The sequence below is a fragment of the Tepidimonas sp. HKU77 genome (genome assembly GCF_049728535.1).
Taxonomy (GTDB): Bacteria; Pseudomonadota; Gammaproteobacteria; order Burkholderiales; family Burkholderiaceae_C; genus Tepidimonas.
Map to the genome: position 1 here is coordinate 2234609 of NZ_CP187300.1, position 24215 is coordinate 2258823.

Annotated in this window: 19 protein-coding genes and 1 pseudogene; 11 read left to right on the forward strand and 9 right to left on the reverse strand. The window is 67.8% G+C overall.

Going from position 1 to position 24215, the window contains the following annotated elements:
• The first annotated feature begins 36 nt into the window (after window positions 1-36).
• Window positions 37-1416: a DEAD/DEAH box helicase gene (locus ACPP3B_RS10810; protein WP_424858978.1), complete on the forward strand. Its 1380-nt coding sequence runs from the start codon at window positions 37-39 to the stop codon at window positions 1414-1416.
• Window positions 1417-1513: 97 nt separating this feature from the next.
• A complete protein-coding gene (locus ACPP3B_RS10815; RefSeq protein ID WP_066708478.1) occupies window positions 1514-2503 on the forward strand; it encodes an IS5 family transposase in 990 nt (329 codons plus the stop codon).
• A gap of 169 nt (window positions 2504-2672) precedes the next feature.
• Here ACPP3B_RS10815 and ACPP3B_RS10820 read toward each other — a convergent pair.
• Window positions 2673-3644: pseudogene (locus ACPP3B_RS10820) on the reverse strand (GMP reductase); the annotation flags it as partial.
• A 307-nt stretch (window positions 3645-3951) separates the two neighbouring features.
• Between ACPP3B_RS10820 and ACPP3B_RS10825 the strand changes: the two are divergent.
• Genes ACPP3B_RS10825 through ACPP3B_RS10835 form a run of 3 tightly spaced genes read left to right on the forward strand, consistent with a single transcriptional unit; the run spans window position 3952 to window position 8169 of the window.
• Window positions 3952-4824 (forward strand): motility protein A, encoded by an 873-nt coding sequence (locus ACPP3B_RS10825; protein WP_424858979.1) that lies wholly within the window; start codon window positions 3952-3954, stop codon window positions 4822-4824.
• Window positions 4821-5729 (forward strand): OmpA family protein, encoded by a 909-nt coding sequence (locus ACPP3B_RS10830; RefSeq protein ID WP_299019471.1) that lies wholly within the window; start codon window positions 4821-4823, stop codon window positions 5727-5729. The genes ACPP3B_RS10825 and ACPP3B_RS10830 overlap by 4 nt, the downstream gene beginning before the upstream one ends.
• 22 nt (window positions 5730-5751) lie before the next feature.
• On the forward strand, window positions 5752-8169 hold the full coding sequence (locus ACPP3B_RS10835) for a UvrD-helicase domain-containing protein (protein WP_424858980.1): 2418 nt from the start codon (window positions 5752-5754) through the stop codon (window positions 8167-8169).
• 19 nt (window positions 8170-8188) lie between these two features.
• Here the strand turns inward: ACPP3B_RS10835 and ACPP3B_RS10840 are convergent, their stop codons facing one another.
• The 3 genes from ACPP3B_RS10840 to ACPP3B_RS10850 are packed head-to-tail and all read right to left on the reverse strand — an operon-like array spanning window position 8189 to window position 10268.
• Entirely contained in the window at window positions 8189-8968 is a 780-nt protein-coding gene (locus tag ACPP3B_RS10840) for a BPSS1780 family membrane protein (RefSeq protein ID WP_424858981.1), read from the reverse strand.
• Between the two features lie 16 nt (window positions 8969-8984).
• Window positions 8985-9938, reverse strand: coding sequence for a homoserine kinase (locus tag ACPP3B_RS10845; protein ID WP_424858982.1), 954 nt, complete (start codon window positions 9936-9938; stop codon window positions 8985-8987).
• Between the two features lie 6 nt (window positions 9939-9944).
• Complete coding sequence (locus ACPP3B_RS10850; RefSeq protein WP_299019442.1) at window positions 9945-10268, reverse strand: hypothetical protein; 324 nt, start codon at window positions 10266-10268, stop codon at window positions 9945-9947.
• A gap of 41 nt (window positions 10269-10309) precedes the next feature.
• On the opposite strand from ACPP3B_RS10850, the gene polA reads away from it, so the two are divergent.
• A complete protein-coding gene (gene polA / locus ACPP3B_RS10855) occupies window positions 10310-13081 on the forward strand; it encodes a DNA polymerase I (RefSeq protein ID WP_424858983.1) in 2772 nt (923 codons plus the stop codon).
• 45 nt (window positions 13082-13126) lie between these two features.
• Here the strand turns inward: polA and ACPP3B_RS10860 are convergent, their stop codons facing one another.
• Entirely contained in the window at window positions 13127-13690 is a 564-nt protein-coding gene (locus tag ACPP3B_RS10860; protein WP_299019438.1) for a hypothetical protein, read from the reverse strand.
• A gap of 156 nt (window positions 13691-13846) precedes the next feature.
• Window positions 13847-15424, reverse strand: coding sequence for a methyl-accepting chemotaxis protein (locus ACPP3B_RS10865; protein WP_424858984.1), 1578 nt, complete (start codon window positions 15422-15424; stop codon window positions 13847-13849).
• A 207-nt stretch (window positions 15425-15631) separates the two neighbouring features.
• Between ACPP3B_RS10865 and ACPP3B_RS10870 the strand changes: the two genes are divergently transcribed.
• A complete protein-coding gene (locus ACPP3B_RS10870) occupies window positions 15632-16525 on the forward strand; it encodes a dienelactone hydrolase family protein (protein ID WP_299019436.1) in 894 nt (297 codons plus the stop codon).
• Between the two features lie 43 nt (window positions 16526-16568).
• Here the strand turns inward: ACPP3B_RS10870 and ACPP3B_RS10875 are convergent, their stop codons facing one another.
• From ACPP3B_RS10875 to ACPP3B_RS10885, 3 genes are read right to left on the reverse strand one after another with little or no spacing between them, the layout of a single operon-like run.
• Entirely contained in the window at window positions 16569-17450 is an 882-nt protein-coding gene (locus tag ACPP3B_RS10875) for a sulfurtransferase (RefSeq protein WP_424858985.1), read from the reverse strand.
• Complete coding sequence (locus ACPP3B_RS10880; protein ID WP_299019477.1) at window positions 17447-18325, reverse strand: DMT family transporter; 879 nt, start codon at window positions 18323-18325, stop codon at window positions 17447-17449. Before ACPP3B_RS10880 ends, ACPP3B_RS10875 begins: the two co-directional genes overlap by 4 nt.
• A 46-nt stretch (window positions 18326-18371) precedes the next feature.
• Window positions 18372-19538 (reverse strand): aromatic ring-hydroxylating oxygenase subunit alpha, encoded by a 1167-nt coding sequence (locus tag ACPP3B_RS10885; RefSeq protein WP_424858986.1) that lies wholly within the window; start codon window positions 19536-19538, stop codon window positions 18372-18374.
• A gap of 228 nt (window positions 19539-19766) precedes the next feature.
• Between ACPP3B_RS10885 and xseB the strand changes: the two genes are divergently transcribed.
• From xseB to ACPP3B_RS10905, 4 genes are all read left to right on the forward strand, one after another.
• Window positions 19767-20021, forward strand: a complete 255-nt coding sequence (gene xseB, locus ACPP3B_RS10890; RefSeq protein WP_299019433.1) for an exodeoxyribonuclease VII small subunit — start codon at window positions 19767-19769, stop codon at window positions 20019-20021.
• Window positions 20018-20968 carry a polyprenyl synthetase family protein gene (locus ACPP3B_RS10895; protein WP_424858987.1) on the forward strand — a complete coding sequence of 317 codons (951 nt, stop codon included), beginning with the start codon at window positions 20018-20020 and terminating at the stop codon, window positions 20966-20968. Before xseB ends, ACPP3B_RS10895 begins: the two co-directional genes overlap by 4 nt.
• A 20-nt stretch (window positions 20969-20988) precedes the next feature.
• Window positions 20989-22896, forward strand: a complete 1908-nt coding sequence (gene dxs / locus ACPP3B_RS10900; protein WP_424858988.1) for a 1-deoxy-D-xylulose-5-phosphate synthase — start codon at window positions 20989-20991, stop codon at window positions 22894-22896.
• Window positions 22897-23099: 203 nt separating this feature from the next.
• Window positions 23100-24179 carry a TRAP transporter substrate-binding protein gene (locus ACPP3B_RS10905; protein ID WP_424858989.1) on the forward strand — a complete coding sequence of 360 codons (1080 nt, stop codon included), beginning with the start codon at window positions 23100-23102 and terminating at the stop codon, window positions 24177-24179.
• Window positions 24180-24215 lie beyond the last annotated feature (36 nt).

The following is a 24215-nucleotide window of genomic DNA, read 5'->3' on the forward strand; positions in this document are numbered from 1 at the left end:
GGTGGTCGATGTGATGACAACCCAACGGATCTCCACATGAACACCATGACCCCCGTGGCTGCCAGCCACGACGGCGGCTTTGCCGCGCTCGACCTCGCCGATTCTCTGCTGCGCGCCGTCACCGAACTCGGCTTTACCCAGCCCACCCCTGTGCAACAGGCGGCCATTCCGCTGGCGCTCAGCCGCGATGGCGCCGGCGCCGATCTGATGGTCTCCAGCCAGACGGGCAGCGGCAAGACGGCCGCTTATCTGTTGCCCGTGCTCGATGCCCTGTGTCGCCAGCCCGCCCCCGAGGCGGCGCGTGCGCCGGCACGCTCGGGCAACCCCCGCGCCGCGCGCGGCCGCTTCGCGCCGGCCGCGCCGCTGGCCCTGGTGCTGTGCCCCACCCGCGAGCTGGCGCAACAAGTGGCGGGTGACGCCATCGATTTGCTGCGCCACACCCGTGGCCTGCGCGTGGCCACCGTGGTGGGCGGCATGCCCTATCCGGTGCAACTGCAGCGCTTGGGCGGTGCCGCCGTCGTCGTGGCCACACCGGGCCGGTTGCTGGACCTGCACCGCAGCGGGCACCTGCGGCTCGATGCCGTGCAGCACGTCGTGCTGGACGAGGCCGATCGCATGCTGGATCTGGGCTTTGCCGACGATCTGGCCGACATCCACCGCCTGACCGAAGGCCGACGCCAGACCCTGATGTTCAGCGCCACTTTCGCCCCGCGCGTGCAGGCGCTGGCGGCGCGTATCATGCGCGAGCCGCAACGCGTGTCGCTGGAGTCGGCGCAAGACCGCCACGCCAATATCGAACAGCGTCTGTACTGGTGTGACAGCCCCACGCACAAGCGCCGCGTGCTCGATCACTGGCTGCGCGACGAGGCCATCGAACAAGCCATCGTCTTTGCCAGCACGCAGATCGAGTGCGATGCACTGGCGCAAGACCTGCAGCAAGCGGGTTTTGCCGCCGTCGCGCTGCACGGCGCGCTCAGCCAAGGCATGCGCAACCGCCGCTTGCAAGCGCTGCGCCAGGGGCAGGTGCAAATCCTGGTCGCCACTGACGTCGCCGCACGCGGCATCGACGTGCCCACCATCACCCACGTCTTCAACTACGGCCTGCCGATGAAGGCCGAAGACTACGTGCACCGCATCGGCCGCACCGGGCGGGCGGGGCGTAAAGGGCTGGCCGTGACCATGGCCGAGCCGCGCGACCGGCGCCGCATCGGCGCCATCGAGGCCTTCAGCCGCCAGCCCATCCCGACCCAGACGATCCCTGGGCTGGAGCCGCGCCTGCAGCCCACGCAGGCGCCGCGCCGCGCGGGCGGCCCGCGCCCGGAAGGCAACCACCGCGGTGGCGGTTGGGGCCGTGCCGGTGCCCCGCGCGGCAGCCGCCGCGCAGAATACGCGCCGCGTGGCGGTTTCGCCCGTTGACGGCCGCCTGCTGACGGCGCTGCGGGGCGTCGGTGTCACATCAAGGGAAGGTCTGCAAAACCTTCCTGCCAGACTGCCGGGATGGGACAATAGCGACATGAAGCAGATGAGTCTGGAGGCGCCGATGTATACGGGCTTTGAGCTGCGCGCCAAGCGCACCCGCAAGCGTGCGTTTTTGGAGCAGATGGACCGTGTGGTGCCGTGGGCAGAGTTGGTCGCACTCATCGAGCCGTATGCGCCGAAGGCGGGTCCCAAGGGTGGGCGGCCACCCTTTGCGGTAGAGAAGCTGCTGAGGATTCATTTTTTGCAGCAGTGGTTTGGTCTGTCGGACCCGGCGGTGGAGGAAGCCTTGTACGACACGCCGCTGCTGGCGAGCTTTGTTGGTCTGGACCTGGGGGTGGATGTCGTGCCGGATGAGAGCACCATCCTGCGCTTTCGCCACCTGCTGGAGCAACACGGCCTGAGCCAGCGTATCCTCGAGACGGTCAATCGCATCCTGACCGAGCGTGGCCTCATGCTCAAGAGCGGCACCATCGTGGATGCCACGCTCATTGCTGCTCCCAGCTCGACCAAGAACGCCCGCCGTGAGCGCGACCCTGAGATGCACCAGACGAAGAAGGGCAACCAGTGGTACTTCGGCATGAAAGCGCACGTTGGGGTCGACGCCGAGACAGGGCTGGTACACACGGTGGTGGCCACCGCTGCCAACGTCTCGGATGTGACGCAGGCGCATCGGCTCTTGCACGGGCAAGAGACCGACGTCTTTGCCGATGCGGGCTATCAGGGAGTGGACAAGCGAGCGGAAAACCAGGGCAAGCAAGTCGCTTGGCACGTGGCCATGCGGCCGGGCAAGCGCCGGGCATTGGACAAGCGCACTTTTCTTGGCCAGGTGATGGATGCCTTGGAACGCACCAAGGCGCGCATTCGTGCCAAGGGTGAGCATCCGTTTCGGGTACTCAAATGCCAGTTTGGCTACCGCAAGACGCCCTATCGAGGCTTGGCCAAGAACGGCGCGCAGCTCAACGTCCTGTTTGCGCTGGTCAATCTGTGGCTGGCGCGCAAAGCCTTGCTGGCTGCGACGGGATAAGTGCGCCCGCAGTGGGCTCACTGGGGCCGGATGAGGCTGCAGAGGGCCCACGAAGGGGCTTGCTGGAGCCCAAGAACCGTTCAGCATCTGTTTCGATCCCATCCTACGAAACGATATTGACCCTGAACTCGTCGCCACGAACGAGTGGGCGGGGTAGTGCAGAGGTTCCCAAGAGGTGCTCACCGGCGTTTTCACCGCCCAGGATCACATAGTTCACTTTGCGCAGGTCGGCCAGCATACGGCCGCCTGCGTAGCTGATCGAGCTCTGCAAATCCTCCTGCATCTCGCGCAGCGTGTCGGCCAAGTGCCCCTTGATCGGCTCGAGGATGCGCTTGCCCTCGACGTGCCGGTACTCGCCTTTGTTGAAGTCGCTGGCCGAGCCGTAGTACTCCTTGTAGCGCTTGCCGTCCACTTCCACGGTCTGCCCGGGCGATTCCTCGTGGCCGGCAAATAAGCTGCCGATCATCACCATGGCCGCGCCAAAGCGCACGCTCTTGGCGATGTCGCCGTGGTGGCGGATGCCGCCGTCGGCGATGATGGGCTTGGTGGCCACGCGTGCGCACCACTTGAGCGCCGACAACTGCCAGCCGCCGGTGCCAAATCCGGTCTTGAGCCGTGTGATGCACACTTTGCCAGGGCCGATGCCGACCTTGGTGGCATCGGCGCCCCAGTTTTCCAGGTCGATCACGGCCTCGGGGGTGCCGACGTTGCCGGCGATCACGAACGCCTGCGGCAGCGTGCGCTTGATGTGTTCGATCATGCGGCGCACGCTGTCCGCATGGCCGTGCGCGATGTCGATGGTGACGTAGTCCGCCCCCACGCCCTCGGCCGCCAGGCGGTCGATGACCGCGTAGTCGGGGGCTTTGACGCCCGAGCTGATCGACACGAACAGCCCCTGCTCGCGCATGCGGCGCGCAAACGCCACCGTGTCCAGATCGAAGCGGTGCATCACGTAGAAATACCCGTGGGCAGCCAGGAATTCGGCGATGCGCTCGTCGATGACCGTCTTCATGTTGGCGGGCACCACCGGCAGTTTGAAGCGGCGACCGCCAAACTCCACCGAGGTGTCGCACTCGCTGCGGCTTTCCACGCGGCATTTGCGCGGCAACAGCAAAATGTTGTCGTAGTCGAAGATATCCATGGTGACAGGTTCCATACGAGAGAGGTCGTCCGCGCGTGGGAGCCACGGCGGAGGGCGGCGCGTTGGGGCAGTGCGCGGCCCAATGGCTGCTGGCGCTCGACTGGGAGCCGGTCACGTCCTGGGCCGCCCCGTCGGGGCGGCAGGCACAAAAAACCGGGCTCCAAGATTTGGGCCCGGTGGCTCATTGTAGCGGTGTGGTCGGGTTTGTGGCGCGCATCACGCGGGTCCCCCGCTCGCTGCCTGCGGCACAATAGCCCACACGGTGCGGGCCGCGCGGGCGGCCCTCGAACCCTCGGAGTGAGCGCGGATGAACCCTTCCACCCTGATCGGCATGATCGCCAGCGTCCTTTTGCTGGGGGTGCTGATCTTTTTTGCGGCTGACGACCCCTGGTTATTCATCGATCTGCCGGGGCTGGGCATCGTGCTCGTGGGGACGATGGCGGCCACCTTTTTGAGCTATCCCATGGGCGAGGTGTTGCGCGTCTTCAAGCTGATCAAGACCGTGATGCGCAACGAGCGGCTCTACACCGAGCGCGACATCGAGGAGCTGGTCGACGTCTCGCGCCTGTGGATGCGTGACGACCCAGTGCTGGTGGAAAAGGCATTACCGCGCATCTCCAATCCCTTTTTGCGCACCGGGGTGCAGTTGGTCATCGACCGCATCCCGGAAGAGGACATTCTGGATTTGCTGCAGTGGCGCATCTCGCGCATGAAGGCCAAGGAAGCGGCCGAAGCGCAACTCTTTCGCGTCATGGCCAGCTATGCGCCGGCGTTTGGCATGATTGGCACGCTGGTCGGGCTCATCAACCTGATGGACGTGGTGGCCAGTGGTGACCTGGTGGTGATCGGTCGCCACCTGGCAGTGGCGTTGATGACGACGTTCTACGGCATTTTGCTCGCCAACCTGGTGTTCAAGCCGGTGGCGGTCAAGCTCGAGCGCCGCACCGAGCAGCGCGTGGTGCTCATGAACATGGTGTTGCAGGGCATCTCGATGATGTGCGCGCGCCGCAGCCCGTCGCTGATGCGCGAGACGCTCAACTCCTTCGTCGCCCACCGTGAGGACGAGATCCGCGACGGTGCGCCGAGGTCGGTGGTCACCCGCACGGAGCCCAAACCGGCGCCGAAGGCGGCCTCCGCGGCGCCACGGCCGCCCGACTCCAAGGGGGGGACGCAGGCGTGAACGAGCGCCAGCTGCATGATGCGTTGGGGCGTGCGCTGCAGGCCGCGCGCGCGGCGTCGCCCGCTGCCACGTCGCCGCCAGCGCCGTCCGCCCCTGTGCCGCAGCGGCCGACGCCGTTGCAAAAAGGCCGCTATTCGCGTTGGCATGCCGATCCGGATCCCGTGGTCGAGGAGGAGACCTGGCTGCTGACGTATCTGGACGTGATGACGCTGCTGCTGGTGATGCTGGTGGTGATGCTGGCGTTTTCGGAGCCCATCACCCGCAAGCCCCCGCTGGGGCGGCCCGAGGCACAGGGCAGCAGTGCACCGAGCGTGGGGCAGCCGCTGCCTGGCGGGGGCGGTAGCATCGTGCCGCCGGTGGGATTGCCCTCTCCGACACCCGGTCCGGGCGCGCACACGGCCGAGCGGCAGTCGCCACCCGCGAGCGATGCAGTGCCGGCAACGGCCGATCCGCTGGCCGCGCGCGACCCGGCGCAGGCGCTGGGCTTGTCGGGGCTGGGGCAGGACATCCAGATCCTGGTGCGCGACGAGGGGGTGAGTTTTCGCATTCCGTCGGAGGTGCTGTTCGCCTCGGGCGAGGCGGTGCTGACGCCCGCTGGCCTCGCCGTGATCGACCAGTTGCTGCCGGCCTTCAACCGCCTGCCGGACTACACGGTCGTGGTGGAGGGGCATACCGACAACGTGCCCATCCAGACTGCGCGCTTCCCGTCCAACTGGGAGCTGTCCGCGGCGCGCGCCAGCAGCGTGGTGCGCCACTTGGAGGCGCGCGGTCTCAACCCGACCCGGCTGCGCGCCACTGGCTATGCCGATACGCGACCACTGGCGCCCAACGATACGCCGCAGGGGCGGGCGCTCAACCGGCGGGTGGAAATCACGCTCGAGCCGCCGGTGCGCCCGCGCAACTGATACCGCTGCCTACAATGCGGGCATGACCGATTCGTTTGCTGGCGCGGGTGCGGTGGAGGGTGTGGCGCCCACGTTGTCGCCCGACCATCCGTTGCTGCGCGACCTCAACCCCGAACAACGCCGTGCCGTCACCCTGCCGCCGGCGCATGCCCTGGTACTCGCGGGGGCCGGCTCGGGCAAGACGCGGGTGTTGACCACCCGCATCGCTTGGTTGCTGGCCACGGGCCAGGCCTCGCCCGGTGGCATTTTGGCCGTCACCTTTACCAACAAAGCGGCCAAGGAGATGTTGGCGCGCCTGACGGCGCTGCTGCCCCTGAACGTGCGTGGCATGTGGATCGGTACCTTCCACGGCCTGTGCCACCGGCTGCTGCGGGCGCACCACCAGCTCGCCGGGCTGCCAGCCACCTTTCAGATTTTGGATACGCAAGATCAGCTCAGCGCCATCAAGCGGCTGCTCAAGGCGCTGAATATCGACGAAGAACGCGTTCGCCCGAAAGAGCTGCAGTGGTTCATCGCTGGTGCCAAAGAGGACGGGCTGCGCCCGCGCGACCTTGCCGCCCGTGACGAGGACACGCGGCGCAAGATCGAGCTCTATCGCCAGTACGAGGAGCAGTGCCAGCGCGAGGGCGTGGTGGACTTCGGCGAGCTGATGCTGCGCTCGTACGAGCTGCTGCGCGATCACGAGCCGCTGCGCGTGCACTACCAGCGGCGCTTTCGCCACCTGCTGATCGACGAGTTTCAGGACACCAACCGGCTGCAGTATGCCTGGATCAAGCAGCTGGCGGGCGACGAGTCGGGCGGGCGGTTCGTGCCTTGCGGCAACGCGGTCATGGCGGTGGGTGACGACGACCAGAGCATCTACGCCTTTCGCGGCGCGCGCGTGGGCAACATGAGCGACTTCGTGCGCGAATTCGGCATTGCCGAGCCGATCAAGCTGGAGCAAAACTATCGCAGCGTTGGCCACATCCTGCACGCGGCCAACCACTTGATCGACCACAACCGCCAGCGGTTGGGCAAGAATCTGCGCACCGAACAGGGCGAGGGCGACCGGCTGCGCGTGGCCGAGCTGCCCAGCGATCACGAGGAAGCGCAATGGGTGGTGGACGAGATTCGCCAGCTCCACCGGCGCGACGGGGTGCCGCTGCACCAGATCGCGCTGCTGTACCGCAGCAACGCGCAGAGCCGGGCACTCGAGAGCGCCTTGTTCAACGCTGGCATCGCGTACCGCGTCTATGGCGGGCTGCGCTTTTTCGAGCGGGCCGAGATCAAGCACGCACTGGCCTACCTGCGCCTGCTGGAAAACCCGCACGATGACACCAGCTTTTTGCGCGTGGTCAACATTCCGCCGCGTGGCATCGGCGCACGCACCGTGGAGCAGTTGCAGCAGGCCGCGCGCGACGCCGGCTGCTCGCTGCACGACGCGGTCACCGCCGTCGGCGGGCGCGGCGGGGCAGCGCTGGGGGCATTTGTGGCGCGGCTGGATGTGATGCGCGAGCGCAGCGTCGGCCGCCCGTTGCGTGAGATCATCGAAGGCGTGCTGGACGGCAGCGGACTGATCGACCACTACCGCGGCGAGCGCGAGGGAGCCGAGCGCATCGAAAACCTGCTGGAGCTGGTCAACGCGGCGGAGAGCTTCGTCAGCCAAGAAGGGTTTGGGCGCGATGCGGTGGCGCTGCCGGTGGATGAGACCGTGTCCGCGCCAGACGTGCCCGCCGTCGCTCCATCGGGGGTCGAGGCGGAAACCGGCGAGACGCTGAGCCCGCTGGCGGCATTTCTGGCCCACGCCGCGCTAGAGGCGGGCGAGCACCAGGCGCAAGCCGGACAAGAGGCGGTGCAACTGATGACGGTGCACGCGGCCAAAGGGTTGGAATTCGACTGCGTCTTCATCACGGGGTTGGAGGAAGGGCTGTTCCCGCACGAAAACAGCCTATCCAGCCAAGATGGCCTGGAGGAAGAGCGGCGGTTGATGTACGTGGCCATCACGCGCGCGCGCCGGCGCCTGTACCTGACGCACGCGCAGACGCGCTTGTTGCACGGGCAGACGCGCTACCACATCCCCAGCCGCTTTCTGGACGAGCTGCCCGCCGAGAGCCTGCAGTGGCTCAGCCCGCCCCGTGCGCGCGGCGCTGGCGGGTTCGGCGGCGGTTGGGCGTCGTCCGCCCAGCCCGCCTGGGGCCGCAGCGGCCTGGGCGATGACCGGCCCGCCGGCATGGCGGGCATTCCAGCGGCGGTGCCGGTGCCGACGCGCAGCGCCCCCGCGGTCAGCGCCAGCGGCGCCGAGATCCGTACCGGTATGGCGGTGTTTCACACCAAATTTGGCGAAGGGCGGGTGCTGGCCGTCGAAGGGCAGGGCAACGATGCGCGCGCCCAGGTGGACTTTCGCCGCCACGGCACCAAATGGCTGGCGCTGGCGGTGGCCAAGCTCACACCCGTCGAGTGAGTGGTTGCCGGGCGCGCGCTCAGGCGGGCGGTGTGCCCTCGTCCGTCAGAAAGCTGTCACGAAACGTGAAGTACAGCGAGGTGAAAAACGCCGCGCTCAGCAGCGACGCCACCGGGAACAGCAACACCTGCAGTGTGCCGGCCCCACCCAGCAGTGACGACAACAGCACCAACACCAGCGATACCGCAAAGAACACCCCCGCCCAGCCCAGCATGAACACCAGCAGCGCGCCCATGTTGGCCCAACACGCCACCAGGCTGAAAAAAAGGCTCTTGATCGGATGCACCCCGTGCCAGTGCACCAGCGCCGGTGCGTGCCAGAACAGCAGCCCCAGCGGGATGTAGAGCACCGCTTGCCACGCCAAGTGGCGCAGCAGGGCGGGGTTGTCGAGCACGGCTTCGGCGCCTTCCGTGCCATCGGCGGGCAGCTTGGGGACGTCGCCCGCCAACAGTGCGGACAGCGCCATGACCACGATCGCCCCCAGCGCATACAGGCCGCCCAGCAGCAGCATGGCGTGCACGCGCTCGCGTCCGGCCCGAAACGCGGTGGCCAGCACCGTGGGCATCGGAAAGCGCCCGCGGTCGGCTTCCTTGGTGGCGGCCATCAGCCCCAGGGTGGCCGCGGGTACCAGTGACAGTGCCAGTGGCGCGCCCAGCACGGGGACCATCGCCAATGCACTGACGCCCAGGATGAACAGGAAAAACAGCCCGCCCATGGCCAGCGGCTGGCGCGCGAAGGTGCGCAGCCCCAACCGGACCCAGAGCAGGCCCGTGCGGGCGGGGACACGATGGAGCTTCATATCGGGGTGGCGAGGGTCAGCATTCGGCCAGCCGGGCGCGCAGCACGCGCTCGAAGTGGGTAGGGTCGTGGGGTTTGAGCACCGCCGCCTGGCGCGGCAGGTACCAGTCCCACAGGCGCGAGATCCAAAACCGCAGCGCCCCCGCGCGGCGCAGCGCCGGCAGCAGGGCGCGCTCGCCCGCCGTCAGCGGCCGCACCGACTCGTAGGCCTCGAGCAATGCCCGGGTGCGCTCGGGGTCGGCGCGGCCATCGGTCAGGTCGATACACCAGTCGTTGAGGCAGACCGCGATGTCGAATAGCCACGTGTCGCAGCCGGCGAAGTAGAAGTCGAACACCCCCGTCAGGCGGCCGTCCTCGAACATGGCGTTGTCGCGGAACAGGTCGGCGTGGATGGGGCCGCGCGGCAGTCCCTGGTAGGTGGGGCTTGCGGCGATGTGGTTTTGGTAAGCCAGCTCGGCGGTCAGCAGTGCGGCCTGCTCGGGCTGCAGGTGCGGCAGGATCACGGGCACCGTCTCATTCCACCATGCCAGGCCGCGCAAGTTGGGCTGTTCGCGCTCGTAATCACGCCCGGCCAGGTGCATGCGCGCCAGCAGCGCGCCCAGTTGCGCGCAGTGCTGAGGCGTCGGGTTGGGTTCGTACTGGCCTCGCAAGCGGTTGACGACCGCCGCTGGCTTGCCGCGCACCGTATGCAGGATGGTGCCCGTCGCGTCAGCCTGCGGGTCGGGCACCGGGATGCCGCGCGCGGCCAAGTGCTTCATCAGATACAGATAAAACGGCAATTGCTCCGCGCTCAGGCGCTCGAACAGGGTCAGTACCCAATCGTGGCGCTCGCCGTCGTGCTCGGTGGTGACGAAGTAATTGGTGTTCTCGATGCCGCCGGCGCAGCCCGCCATCTCGACCAGCGTGCCTAGGCCCAAGCGCTGCATCAGATGGGCCGCGTCGTCACGGCTGACTTCGGTAAAGACGGCCATGACGGTTCAGAAATCGGTGACGCGCCAGCGCCGCGTGCCCGCGCCAGATCGATCGTCGCTGACACCGGGGTCGATCGGGCGCACCTCGTAGCCGGGCAGGCCCGAGCGCGTGCGCACGTCGATCGTGCGGGTTTGACCGCCGATGCGCAGCTCCTCGATGCGGCTCCAGCCGTCGTGGTGTACCAGCCGCTCGACTTTGGGCTCGGGCTTCGTGGGGGTGGGGGCGACCGCGTCGGCTGCGGCGGCGCAGGGCAGCGCCAGGGCGACGGTGAGCGCGGCCGCCGCAGCGGCCCAGTAGACGGTCGGATGGGAGTGGGGTGCAGTCTGCATGACCCGCTGATTGTAGGCAATCCCCCGTGCACAATAGCGCGATGACCGCTCCTGCCCCCTCATCCGATGCCCCGCTGCTGGTGCTGGTGGACGGCTCCAGCTACCTGTACCGGGCCTACCACGCCATGCCCGACCTGCGTGCCGTGCCGGGCGACCCGAGCAGCCCGGCCACCGGCGCCATTCGCGGCATGATCAACATGCTGCAGGCGCTGCAAAAACAATACCCGGCCGAGCACATCGCGGTCGTTTTCGACGCGTCGGGGCCGACGTTTCGCGACGCGTTGTATCCGGACTACAAAGCGCACCGCGCCCCCATGCCCGACGACCTGCGCGCGCAGATCGAGCCCATCCATGAGGTCATTCGCCTGTTGGGCATGCCGGTGCTGGTGGTGCCCGACGTGGAAGCCGACGACGTCATCGGCACGCTGGCGCGCACCGCGGCCGACCAGGGCTGGCGCGTGCTGATCTCCAGTGGCGACAAGGACTTGAGCCAACTGGTGGACGAGCGCATCACCATCATCGACACCATGAGCGGCAAGGTGCGCGACGTGGCGGGGGTGCAAGCCGAGTTTGGGGTGCCGCCACGGCTGATGGTGGACTACCAGACCCTGGTGGGCGACGCGGTCGACAACGTGCCGGGCGTGGACAAGGTGGGCCCCAAGACGGCGGCCAAGTGGCTGCAGGCGTATGGCTCGCTGGACGCGATCGTGGCGCATGCCGACGAGATTCCGGGCGTGGTCGGTGAAAACCTGCGCCGCGCACGCGACTGGCTGCCGCTGGCGCGCCGGTTGCTGACCATCCGTACCGATTGCGATCTGGATGGCCACGTGCCAGGCCTGCCGTCGCTGGATGCGCTGCGCAGGCGCGACCCCGACACGGCGGCGCTGCGTGATTTTTACCAACGCTACGGCTTTCGCAGCTTGGCCCGCGCGTTGGAGGGTGAGGCCGACCCCGCGCCCGCGCCCGCGCCGGGTACCCAGGCCACGCTGTTTGCCGCCCCCCCCGTGCCCGAGCGACGCTACGAGGTGGTGCGCGACTGGGCGACGCTGGATGCGTGGCTCGCGCGCCTGCGCCAAGCCCCGTTGGTGGCGCTGGATACCGAAACCACGTCGCTCGACGCGTTGGCCGCGCGGCTGGTGGGGATTTCCTTCAGCGTGGCGCCGGGCGAAGCAGCTTACGTACCGCTGGCGCATGAAGGCCCCGACGCGTCCGACCAACTGCCGCTGCCGGCCGTGTTGGAGCGCCTGGCCCCGTGGCTGCAGGACGCCGCTGCGCCCAAGTGTGGCCAGCATGTCAAATACGACCAGCACGTGTTTGCCAACCATGGCATCGACGTGTGCGGCTACGTGCACGACCCGCTGCTGCAGAGCTACGTGCTGGAAGTGCACAAGCCGCACAACCTGGACAGTCTGGCCGAGCGGCACCTCGGTCGGCGCGGCCTGAGTTATGAGGACGTTTGCGGCAAAGGGGCAGCGCAGATCCCGTTTGCGCAGGTGCCCATCGAGCGCGCGGCCGCGTACGCGTGCGAGGACGCCGAGATGTGCCTGGCCGTGCACCACGTGCTGTGGCCGCGCCTGCAGGCCGAACCCGCGCTGCAGCGCATTTACGAGCTGGAGCTGGCCGTCAGCGACGTGTTGCGGCGCATGGAGCGCCACGGTGTGCTGATCGACGCCGACGCGCTGCGTCGCCAAAGCGCCGAGCTGGCGCAGCGGCTGGCCGAGCTGGAGGTCGAGGCGCACGCGCTGGCCGGTGGCCCCTTCAACCTGGGGTCGCCGAAGCAGATCGGCGAGGTGCTGTTCGAGCGGCTGGGGCTGCCAGTGATCAAGAAAACCGCCACCGGCGCGCCCAGCACCGATGAGGAAGTGTTGGAAAAACTCGCCGAGGACTACCCGCTGCCCGCGCGCATCTTGGCCCACCGCAGCCTGGCCAAACTCAAGAGCACCTACACCGACAAGCTTCCGACGATGGTCAACCCTGCCACGGGGCGCGTCCACACGCACTACGCGCAGGCGGTGGCCGTCACCGGACGGCTGGCCAGCAACGAGCCCAACCTGCAAAACATCCCCATCCGCACGCCCGAGGGGCGGCGCATCCGGGAAGCGTTCATCGCCCCGCCCGGCTGGTACATCGCCAGCGCCGACTACTCACAGATCGAACTGCGCATCATGGCGCACCTGAGTGAGGACGCTGCGCTGCTGCGCGCCTTTGCCGAGGGGCAGGACGTGCACCGCGCCACGGCGGCCGAGGTGTTCGGCCAGCCGCCCGAGCAGGTCACGCCCGAGCAGCGCCGCTATGCCAAAACCATCAACTTCGGCCTCATTTACGGCATGAGTGCCTACGGGCTGGCCAAGGCGCTGGGTATCGACGCCAACGCAGCCAAAACCTACATCGAGCGCTATTTCGAGCGCTTTGCGGGGGTGCGCGCCTACATGGAGCGCACGCGCGAGCAGGCACGCGCGCGCGGCTATGTGGAAACCGTCTTCGGCCGACGTCTGTATCTGCCCGAAATCCGCTCGCCCAACGGTCCGCGCCGCGCGGCCGCCGAGCGTGCCGCCATCAACGCACCCATGCAGGGCACGGCGGCGGACCTCATCAAGATGAGCATGGTGGCGGTGCAGCGTGCATTGGACGGTGCGGGCCTGCGCACGCGCATGATCCTGCAGGTGCACGACGAACTGGTATTCGAGGCGCCGCCCGAGGAGCTGGACTGGGTGCGCACCGAGGTGCCGCGCTTGATGGCTGGCGTGGCCACGCTGCGCGTGCCGCTGGTGGCCGAGGTGGGCGTAGGCGCCAATTGGGAGCAGGCGCACTGATGACGGCGCTTTGCTGGTGGGGTGCCACCCCTGCGTGGGCTGCCATCAGCGGATGGTGGTGGCCAGCCCGCTGGCCAGCGCCTGCGCCGGGTCTGTGGTGACCGCGCTGCGGCAGTCTGCTGCTTGCAGGTTTTGGTAGGCGGTCAATGCCGCTTGCGGTGGCAGCATCGCGCGCAGGTAGCGCATCAGGGTCACCTGCTGGGCGCGGCTGAGCTCGGCTTCGCACTGCCGGTGGCCGAAATCGGCGTCCGGCGGGATCAGCGTCCATACCAGTCGCGCCGGCTGCGGCTCTGCGGGCAACCAGCGCTCGATGCCCGCTGCAAACACCAGTGCGCACGGGGTACGACAGGTCCCGCCGGGCGCGACCTGGGTGGTGTAGCCGCGGTTGCGGATCATCGCCCCCAGTGTGATGGCATCACCCACGATCCCGTCCTCCGCACGCAACAGTAGCACCTTGCGCGCGCAGTCCAATCGCTCGACGGACCGCAGAGGGGCCTCGATGCGCCGCACGGTGGAGGCATCGATCGCGCCGCGCAACTCTAGCACACAGCTCTGCGCCTGTTGGCGCAGCAGGAAGTGCTCGTCGGTGGCAGGGGGTAATGCTGCCATGGCACCTTCGGGCGCTTTGGCGGGCGGTGTGACAGCCCCGCAACCCGAGAGAATGGCAGGCAGGAGCAGTGCGGCCGCGATCGCCGTCGCCGAGTGTGGACCACGGCGGGAGAGCACGCTGATACGCCACCCTTGGGTGAGCCGCCCGGGCATGCGTCAACCACCCAACCGGAAACGCCCGACCAGTTGCGTGAGGTGCTGCGCTTGCTCACGCAACGCGGCGGCTGCTGCGGACGCCTCCTCGACCAGGGCGGCGTTTTGTTGCGTCACCCCATCCATCATCGCCACGGCTTGGTTGATCTGCCCCAGGCCGTCGGCCTGTTCGGCGCTGGAGGTGGCGATCTGGCGCATCAGCTCCGTCACGCGCTCGATGCTGTGCACGATCTCGGCCATCGTGGCACCAGCCGCGTCGACCTGCTCTTTGCCCGCGCTGACGGTGGTCACCGAGTCGTCGATCAGCGCCTTGATCTCGCGCGCGGCTTCGGCGCTGCGCTGCGCGAGGTTGCGCACCTCGCTGGCCACGACAGCAAAGCCGCGTCCCGCTTCGCCCGCGCGCGCCGCTTCCACCGCCGCGTTGAGCGCCAGGATATTGGTCTGGAACGCGATGCCATCGATGACACCGATGATGTTGGCAATGCGCTGCGACGAGGCGTTGATCCCGTTCATCGTCTCGACGACCTGCCGCACCACGGCACCGCCGCGCTCGGCCACGGCCGTGGCCTTCTCCGCCATCTCGTCGGCTTGGCGCGCGTTGGCGGCGTTTTGGTGCACGGTGCTGTTGAGCTCCTCCGTGGCCGAGGCGGTCTGCTCCAGGGAACTCGCCTGCTGCTCGGTGCGTTGCGACAAGTCGAGCGTGCCACTGGCGACCTGAGCGGCGGCACTGGCGATGCTGTCGGCTGCGCTGGCAACGTTGCCGATGAGCTCGCGCAGGTTGCGCCGCATCTGCTCCATCTGTTGCAGGAGATGGGTGATTTCGTCGGCGCCCGAAGCCGTGACGGGCCGCGACAGATCGCCGCTGGCGATCGCGCTGGCGGTTTCGTCGGCCACGCGGAAACCTTCGGACATGCGCCGCTGCGTGGCGATCATCAGCACCGTCATCGGGAGTGCCCCCAGCAGCAACACCGCCACCACCAGGGCCAGGTTGAGCTGGTAGCGCCGCTCGGCAGCCTGGGCCTCGGCGTCGGCGCGCTGCAACTGCAACTCGCGCAACGCTTGCATGGCTTTTTCGAAGGCGGCACCCTCGGTGCGGCCCGCGACGAGGAAGGCCTGCATCACGTCGGTGGCGAAGTTTTCGTCCCGCAATGCCTGCAGGGCTTGGTCACGTTTGACTTGCCAGCCCTTGCGCGCCGCCTGCACCTGGTCGAACAAGCGCCGCTCTTCTTCGTCCATCATCGGGGTTAGCGCTTCGATGGCCTTGAGCGCTGCATTGTTCGACTCGCGCTGGTTGGCGATGACGTCCAAGTGCATCGACGTGGGATGGTCGTGCAGCGCGCGCGTCGGGCTGTCCGGCGCGTGCTGGAACGCCAGCAGCACGTGCAGGCGGTTGTCGTAATAATTGCGCAACAGCACGGCCAACGATTCACTGATCGCCATGCGGTGGCTGTGGATGCTGCGCAAGCTTTCTTTGGCCGAGTACAGTCCCCACAGGCCGGAGGCCACGACAAGCCCCAATACGGCGAGATAACCCACGATGACGGCAAAGACCCGTTGGGTAAGGCGGATGCGGTTGAGCATGACAATGGGGGTGATAGAGCAGGAAGGGAATGTCCAGAAAGCAGCCCGGGGCGCCGAAACCCGCAAAGCGAGTAAGGTCGGCACAGACAGCACGAGCCAGCCATGGTCCGGTTGTACCATAGCTCGCATACCGGATTGTTCCGGATTCACCCTCAGATGCCGGTTCGGGGGGCACGGCACATCGCCCCCACACACCAAGGAGGTGCCATGTCACTGAACGAGCGTGATGTTCATGCCTTGCTCGACGTCACTCACGCCGGGGCGGGTCCACGCCGGCGGGGTCTATTGCGCGGGGCGCTGGGTTTGGGGTACGCCGCTGCTGCCGGGCCCCTGGTGGCGCAGACGGCCATCAAGACGCCCGCCGACGGGCTGGTGGCGGGCGACGTGCAGATTCCCGTCGGGGCTGAAACCATTCCGGCCTATCGTGCCGCACCGGCTGGGCGCGTCGGCTTGCCGGTGGTGTTGGTGCTGTCCGAAATCTTCGGGGTGCATGAATACATCGCCGACACGGCGCGACGGTTTGCCCGTGCGGGCTATCTGGCGTTGGCGCCGGAGTTGTTCGTGCGTCAGGGCGACCCGTCCAGCTACGGCGAGATGGCGCGCCTGCTGGCCGAAGTGGTGGCCAAGGTCCCGGACGAACAGGTGGCGCGCGACCTGGACGCCTGCCTGGATTGGGCCGTCGCTCACGGCGGCGACGGCCAACGCGCCGCCGTTACCGGCTTTTGTTGGGGTGGCCGCCAGACCTGGCTGTACGCGGCGCACAGCCCACGGCTAAAGGCCGCCGTGGCCTGGTACGGCCGGCTGGAAGGAGAGCGCACCGCGTTGCAGCCGCGCCATCCGATCGACGTGGTGAATCAGCTCAAGGCGCCGGTGCTGGGCTTGTACGGCGGGGCGGATACAGGCATACCGCTGGCATCGGTGGAGCGCATGCAAGCGGCACTGGCGCAGGGCAACGCAGCGGCGCGCGCCTCGCGCTTCGTGGTCTACCCCGATGCGCCCCACGCCTTCCATGCCGACTACCGCCCCACCTACCGCGCCGAGCCAGCCGCCGATGCTTGGCGGCGCTGCCTGGCTTGGTTTGCCCAGCATGGGGCGGTATGAAGCTCGACATGGCCGTTTGACGAGACGCCCCCCCGCCCGCGCCTCACGGCACGTGGCGCGCACAGGGCAGGCAGGGCTCGGCGCGCGACCATTCGCTCCAGCCCCCGGCATACAGCGGGGCCAGCCCAAAGCCGGCGATGTACAGGGCCAGCAGGTTGGGAATGGCGCTGACGCCGCTACCGCAGTGGTGAACGACGGTGGCAGGGTCGTGGCCTGCCAGCAGGGTGCCCCACTCGCGGCGCAAGGTGGCGGCGTCCTTGAAGCGCCCGTCCGGCCCAAAGTTGTCGGTAAAAGGCCGGTTGAGCGCGCCCGGAATGTGGCCCGCCACCGGGTCGAGCGCTTCGGTCTCGCCGCGAAAGCGGGCCGCCGCGCGCGCGTCCACCAGCGTCTGCGTGGGGCGGCCCAGGTCGCGCACCACCTCCGCCAGGGTGCGCAGCGTCACGCCCGTCTCACCCAGCGTGGCGTCGCCCACCGAAGGAGCAAGCGGCTCGTCGCCCTGGGCGACTGGGCCCCCGGCGGCCACCCACGCGCGCCAGCCACTGTCGAGCACCGCCACGGGCGCATGCCCGCACCAGCGCAGCAGCCACCACAAGCGTCCACATACCATGCCCCCTTGGCGGTCGTAAACCACGACGGGTTCACCCTGCCGCACACCCCAGGCGCGCAGGCGCTCGATCATGGCCTCGCGGGTCGGCAGTGGATGGCGCCCGCCGTTGACGGCCGTCTCGCCCGGGCGCGCGCTCAGGTCGTGGTCCAGATGTGCGTAGCGGGCACCGGGAATGTGGCCGCTGCGGTACTGTGCGCGGCCCGCGTGCGGGTCGGTGAGCTCGAAGCTGCAGTCGACGATGCATACCGGACGGCCGCTGGCCATCCATGCGCGCGCAGAGGCGACGTCGATCAAGGGGGAGGGAAAGTCCGCGTTCATGCATGTTCCTCTGCCGGCAGGCGCGGTGCAGCGCGGGCACGCAGCACGGTTGCCGCAATACCGCTGCCCACGATGAGTGCCATGCCGACCCAGCCGATGAGCGGCAGCCGATCGCCAAAAAACAGCCAGCCGTACAGCGCCGCAAACGCGATGCCACTGTACTGCAGGTTGGCCACCAGCAGCGTGGCACCACTGGCGTAAGCGCGCGTCATGCACAGCTGGCCCAGCACGGCCAGCAGGCCAATGGGAATGAGCCACAGGGCCTGCACGGTATCGAGGGGGCTAAAGCCCACGACCAGCGTGCCAGCCAACCCGACCGCGGTCGCGCCCAAGGAGAAATAAAACACGGTGCGGCTTTCGGGCTCGCCCACGCGGGCGAGCGCCGCCACCTGCAGATAGGCCAGCGCTGCCGACAGGCCCGACAGCAAACCCGCCAGACCACCCAGGGCGGCCGCATCGTCGAACGTGGGGCGCAGCACCAGTGCCACACCGGCAAAACCGATCAACACGGTCAAAAACAGCGGCGTCTGCCCGCGCAACGCGCGCCGTCGGCGCTGCAGCAACAGGGCGCCTCCCAGCAAGAAGGTGGCCACCCACACGCTGCTCATGTAGTTGAGCGTCATGGCGGTGGCGAGCGGCAGCGCGGCGATCGCGTAGAACCACGTCAGCAGTGAGATCGTGCCCACGACGCTGCGCCACAGGTGCATCACCGGCACGCGCGTGGCGAGCGACACGCCGCGTGCCCGGGTCAGCGCAAGCAGAAACAGCACGCCGATGAGGCCGCGGTAGCCAACGATCTCGAAGCTGTGAAAGTGACTCGCCGCGAGCTTGATGCACACCCCCATCGACGCGAACAGCAACGCGCCCACCACCATCCATCCCGCCTCGCGGGGCGAGGCGCGGTGGGGGGAGTTGCTGCGATCAGCCGTCGATGTCACCGTGCGCGGGCAGCCCCATGCGGGCGCGGTACCACTCGTGGAAGTGCTGCATGCCGTCTTCCATTGGGCTTTGGTAGGGGCCGACCTCGCTCGTGCCGCGCTGCAGCAGGGCTTTGCGGCCCGCATCCATGCGCTCGGCGATTTCGTCGTCCTCGATAGCCGTCTCCATGTAGGCGGCGCGCTGCGCCTCCATGAATTCCGGTTCGAAGGCGGCGATTTCCTCGGGGTAGTAGAACTCGACGAGGTTGAGCGTCTTGTCCACCGCGATCGGGTGCAGCGTGGAGACGGTCAGCACGTGCGGGTACCACTCCACCATGATGTGCGGGTAGTACGTCAGCCACACCGCGCCGTGCTCGGGCAGCTTGCCTTCGCGGTGGCGCATCAGCACCTCGTGCCAGCGCTGGTACACGGGGCTGCCGGCCTTGGCCGCCAGGTTTTGCACGCCTACGGTCTGCACCGAATATTCGGGGGCGAATTGCCAGCGCAGGTCGTCGCAGGTGACGAAGTTGCCCAGGCCGGGGTGGAAGGGCACGACGTGGTAGTCCTCCAGATAGACCTCGATGAAGGTCTTCCAGTTGTAGTGGCACTCGTGCAGCTCGACGTGGCCCAGCACCATGCCGTCGAAATTGAATACGTCGCGCACCGCCATGCCGGCAAGGTCGGCGGCGATGTCGCGCCCGTTGTCCTCGAACAGCAAGCCGTTCCACTCGCGCAGTGGCCAGCGTTGCAGGTTCAGGCACGGGTCTTGGGCGAAGTGGGGGGCACCCACCAGCGTGCCCAGCTCGACCATGCCGCGCTGGCCGCCGCTGTACGTCCAGCGGTGCAGGGGGCACACGATGTGCCCGCCTGCGTGCGCTTTGCCGTCGCTATGCAGGTTACCGCGGCCCTTGAGCATCACCGCCTGGCGATGGCGGCAGACGTTGCTGACCAGTTCCACCCCGCGCTCGGTACGCACCAACGCGCGGCCTTCGCCTTCTTGCGGCAAGGCAAAGTAATCGCCCACGTTGGGCACCGCGTTGGCGTGCCCGACGTAGCACGGACCGGACTGAAAGATCGTCTCCAGCTCGCGCTTGAACAGCGCCTCATCGAAATAGACGGACACCGGCAGTTGGCTCTTGGCCTGCTGCAATGGAAGACTCAAATCAGACATGATGATCCTGACCTCAGACTCCCCCGACGACGGGGCGGACAAGCGCGGATGAAACGTGGGTACGGTTCGGCGCGGGTGGGTGGAACGACACCTCCTTGAGGGGTGAAAGGACTGTCCCCCGCCAGCCTGGATATCACCAGACCGCGGGGGACGCCGAATTGTACCCCCCACGCGCGGCGTCTGGCAACTGACTACAATGACCGGTTCACCGTTCGATCGCGCCCCGATATGTCACGCGCTCCCACTTCCCCAGCCGACGCCCAAGATCAGCCACTGCCGCCCACCTACGAGGCAGCGGTGCAAGAACTGGAGGCGCTGCTGGCACGGCTGGAGTCGGGCCAGATGCCGCTGGACGATTTGTTGGGCGCGTACCAGCGGGCCACGGCGCTGCTCACGTTTTGCCGCAGTCGGCTCGATGCGGTGGAGCAGCAAATCCAAATCGTGGACGGCAGCCAGACCCGGCCCTGGGAGCCTGGTACATGAGCGTGGCCCTGTCCCAAGCGGTGCGGTGCGAGCCGGGGCGCGCAGCCAGCGACATGGCCGACTGGATGGCCCGGCGGTTGGCGCAGATGGAGTCGTTTCTGGATGACCGGCTGCCTGTCGATGCCCCGGCCGGGTTGGGCGACGCGATGCGCTATGCCGTGCTGGACGGAGGCAAGCGGCTGCGTCCATTGCTCGTTTTGGCGGCCTGGGAAGCGGTCGCGGGCGAGGTCGAGCCGCCGCGCGACGCGCCCGTGTGGTGCGCCGCAGGCGCGGTGGAGCTGATCCACGCCTATTCGCTGGTGCATGACGACCTGCCGTGCATGGACGACGATGTGCTGCGGCGGGGTAAACCAACGGTGCACGTGCGCTATGGTGAAGCGCAGGCGCTGCTCGCGGGCGATGCGCTGCAGGCGCTGGCGTTCGAGTGGCTGGTGGCGCCGGCGTGGGCCGAGCGTGATCCGGCGCTAGCGGTGGCGCTCGCGCGCGAGCTGGCCCGCGCCTCGGGCTCGCAGGGGATGGCCGGCGGACAGGCGTTGGATTTGGCAGGGGTCGGTCAGCGGCTCGACCAAGCAGCGCTGGAAGACATGCACCGGCGCAAGACGGGGGCGCTGCTGTTGGCCAGCGTGCGCATGGGGGCACTCGCCGCCCGCGCCGATGCGTCGGTGTTGGCCGCGCTCGACGCTTATGGGCGGGCGCTGGGGCTGGCGTTTCAGGTCATCGACGACGTGCTCGACGCCACCGCCGACACCGCCACGCTGGGCAAGACGGCGGGCAAGGACGCGGCGGCGGACAAGCCGACCTTCGTGTCGCTGCTGGGCATCGAGGCGGCCCGGGCGTATGCCCAGGCGCTGCTGGAGCAGGCGTTGGCCGCACTGCGACAAGTCCCCACCCTCGCCACGCACCGATTGGCCGCACTGGCGCGCTGGGTTGTCCAGCGCCACTATTGAGCTCGCCTAGAGGGAAACCCATGACCGGATTGCTGACCTCTATCGACAGCCCCGCCGATCTGCGGCGCTTGTCACGCCAGCAATTGCGCCCGCTGGCTGACGAGTTGCGGGAGTTTTTGGTGCAGAGCGTGGCGCGCACCGGCGGCCATTTCAGCTCCAACCTCGGGACGGTGGAGCTGACCATCGCCGTGCACTATGTGTTCGATACGCCGCACGACCGGCTGGTGTGGGACGTCGGCCACCAGACCTATCCCCACAAGATCCTCACCGGGCGGCGCGAGCGCATGCACACGCTGCGTCAGCTGGGGGGCATCAGCGGTTTTCCGGTGCGCAGCGAAAGCGAATACGACGCCTTCGGCACGGCACACTCGTCGACCAGTATCTCGGCTGCGCTGGGCATGGCGCTGGCGGCACAGGCCAAAGGCGAGCGGCGCCGGGCCATTGCCATCATTGGCGACGGCGCGATGACCGCCGGCATGGCGTTCGAGGCGCTCAACAACGCCGGGGTGACCAAGGCGCCGCTGCTGGTCATCCTGAACGACAACGACATGTCGATCAGCCCGCCGGTCGGAGCCCTCAACCGCTACCTGGCGCAGTTGATGAGCGGGCGCTTCTACGCCGCCGCCAAGCAGGTGGGCAAGCAGGTGCTCAGCGTCGCGCCGCCGCTGTTGGAGCTGGCGCGGCGCTTCGAAGAGCACGCCAAGGGCATGGTGGTGCCCGCCACCTTGTTCGAAAAATTTGGTTTCAACTACATCGGCCCCATCGACGGGCACGACCTCGACTCGCTGATTCCCACGCTGGAAAACATCCGTCGGCTGCTCGACGATGGGGCAGGCCCCCAGTTTTTGCATGTGGTCACGAAAAAGGGGCAGGGCTACAAACTGGCGGAGGCCGACCCCATCGCCTACCACGGCCCGGGTAAGTTCGATCCCGCGGTGGGGCTGGTGCCGCCCGCCCAGCCGCCCAAGCCGACGTTTTCCCAGGTCTTTGGCCGCTGGTTGTGCGACATGGCCGAGCGCGACAAGCGGCTGGTGGGCATCACACCGGCGATGCGCGAGGGCTCGGGCATGGTGGAGTTTCATCAACGGTTTCCCGACCGGTATTTCGACGTCGGCATCGCCGAGCAGCATGCGGTGACTTTCGCTGCGGGCTTGGCGTGTGAGGGACTCAAGCCGGTGGTGGCGATCTATTCCACCTTCTTGCAGCGCGCGTACGACCAAGCCATCCACGACGTGGCCTTGCAAAATTTGCCGGTGGTGTTTGCGCTAGACCGCGCAGGTATCGTCGGCGCCGACGGACCGACGCACTGCGGCGCGTACGACATCGCTTACCTGCGCTGCATTCCGAATCTGGCCATCGCCTGCCCGTCGGACGAAGCGGAGTGCTACCGGTTGCTGACCACGGCGTATGAGCTGTCACAGCCGGTGGCGGTGCGCTATCCACGGGGGGCGGGCGTGGGCGCGGCGCTGCCCGCGCAGCCCGAGTCCTTGCCCTTCGGCCAAGGCGAGGTGCGCCGGCGTGGGCGCGGGGTGGCGATACTGGCGTTTGGCACCTTGCTGCACGCAGCGCTGCCAGCCGCCGACGCGCTCGATGCCACCGTGGCCAACATGCGCTGGGCCAAGCCGTTGGATCGCGAGCTGGTGCTGTCGCTGGCGCAAACGCACGACGCGCTGGTGACGCTGGAGGAGGGGGCCATCGCGGGTGGTGCGGGATCGGCGGTGCTGGAACTGCTGGCCGCCGAGGGCGTGTCGCGCCCCGTTTTGCAGCTGGGGCTGCCAGACCGTTTCATCGAGCACGGTGACCCCGCGCTGCTGCTGGCGCGGCTGGGGCTGGATGCAGAGGGCATCGAGCGCGCCGTGCGCGAGCGCTTCGGGATGCTGCTGCGACCTGCCCGGGCCACACTGGCCGTCGTGCCGCCGGCGGCGTGATCGCCTCGGGACGCGGGACTGGGTACCTTGTGACGGCGAGCGCTGCGCCTTTGAAACTTCTTCAAAGCACCGGGAGCCGCGCCGTTTCTCAGGGTTTACACTCCCGCTGGCCAGGCGTGGGCTGCACTACACTGCTCTGTGCCGTGCTTAGCGGTCGTCGACCGCAGCCGCAAACTGTCTCAAAACCGTAGGAGATTGGATTCATGGATCGTCGTTCCGTCATCAAACATGCCGGTATCGCCGGTGTTTTGGCCGCCGGTGCCGCCCCGGCCGTGCATGCGCAGCCCACAGTGCGCTGGCGCCTGACCTCCAGCTTCCCCAAGTCGCTCGACACCATCCACGGTGCGGCGGACGTGTTCGCCAAGAAGATCGGCGAGATGTCCGGTGGCAAGTTCCAGGTGACGGTGCACGCCCCGGGCGAACTGGTGCCCGCGTTCGGCGTGGTGGATGCGGTGCAGCAGGGCACCGTCGAGGCCGGGCACACCGCGTCGTACTACTACTTCGGCAAGGACGACACCTTTGCGCTGGGCACGGCCATCCCGTTTGGCCTGAACAGCCGGCAGCTCACCGCCTGGTACTACGAAGGCAACGGCCTGAAGCTGTTCCGCGAGTTCTACGACCAGTACAACATCGTCAACTTCCCCGGTGGCAACACCGGCGCCCAGATGGGCGGCTGGTTCCGCAAGGAGATCAAGGGGCCGGAGGACTTCAAGGGCCTGAAGTTCCGCATTGGCGGCTTCGCCGGCAAGGTGCTCAGCCGTCTGGGCGCGGTGCCGCAGAACATCCCGGGTGGTGAAATCTACCAGGCGCTGGAGAAGGGCACGATCGACGCCTGCGAATGGATCGGACCGTACGACGACGAGAAGCTCGGCTTCAACAAGGTCGCCAAGAACTATTACTACCCGGGCTTCTGGGAAGGTGGCGCCCAGTTCGACTTCTACATCAACAAGAAGGCCTACAACGACCTGTCGGCCGAATACAAGGCCATGGTCGAGTCGGCGGCGGCCTATGCCCACGCCGAAATGCAGGCCCGCTATGACGTGCGCAACCCGGCGGCCCTCAAGCGTCTGGTCGCCGCTGGCACCAAGGTGGCGCCGTTCCCGAAGACGGTGATGGACGAGGCCTTCAAGCAGGCCATGGCGCTGTACGACGAGCTGAGCAACTCCAACCCCAACTGGAAGAAGATCTACAGCGACTACGCGGCCTTCCGTCGCGACCAGAATCTGTGGTTCCGCCTGCCGGAAGCGGCGTTCGATCGCTACATGCAGGGCGCCAAGCTGTAATCGACGACGGCGGCCACCCCCAGCCCCGCGCAAGCG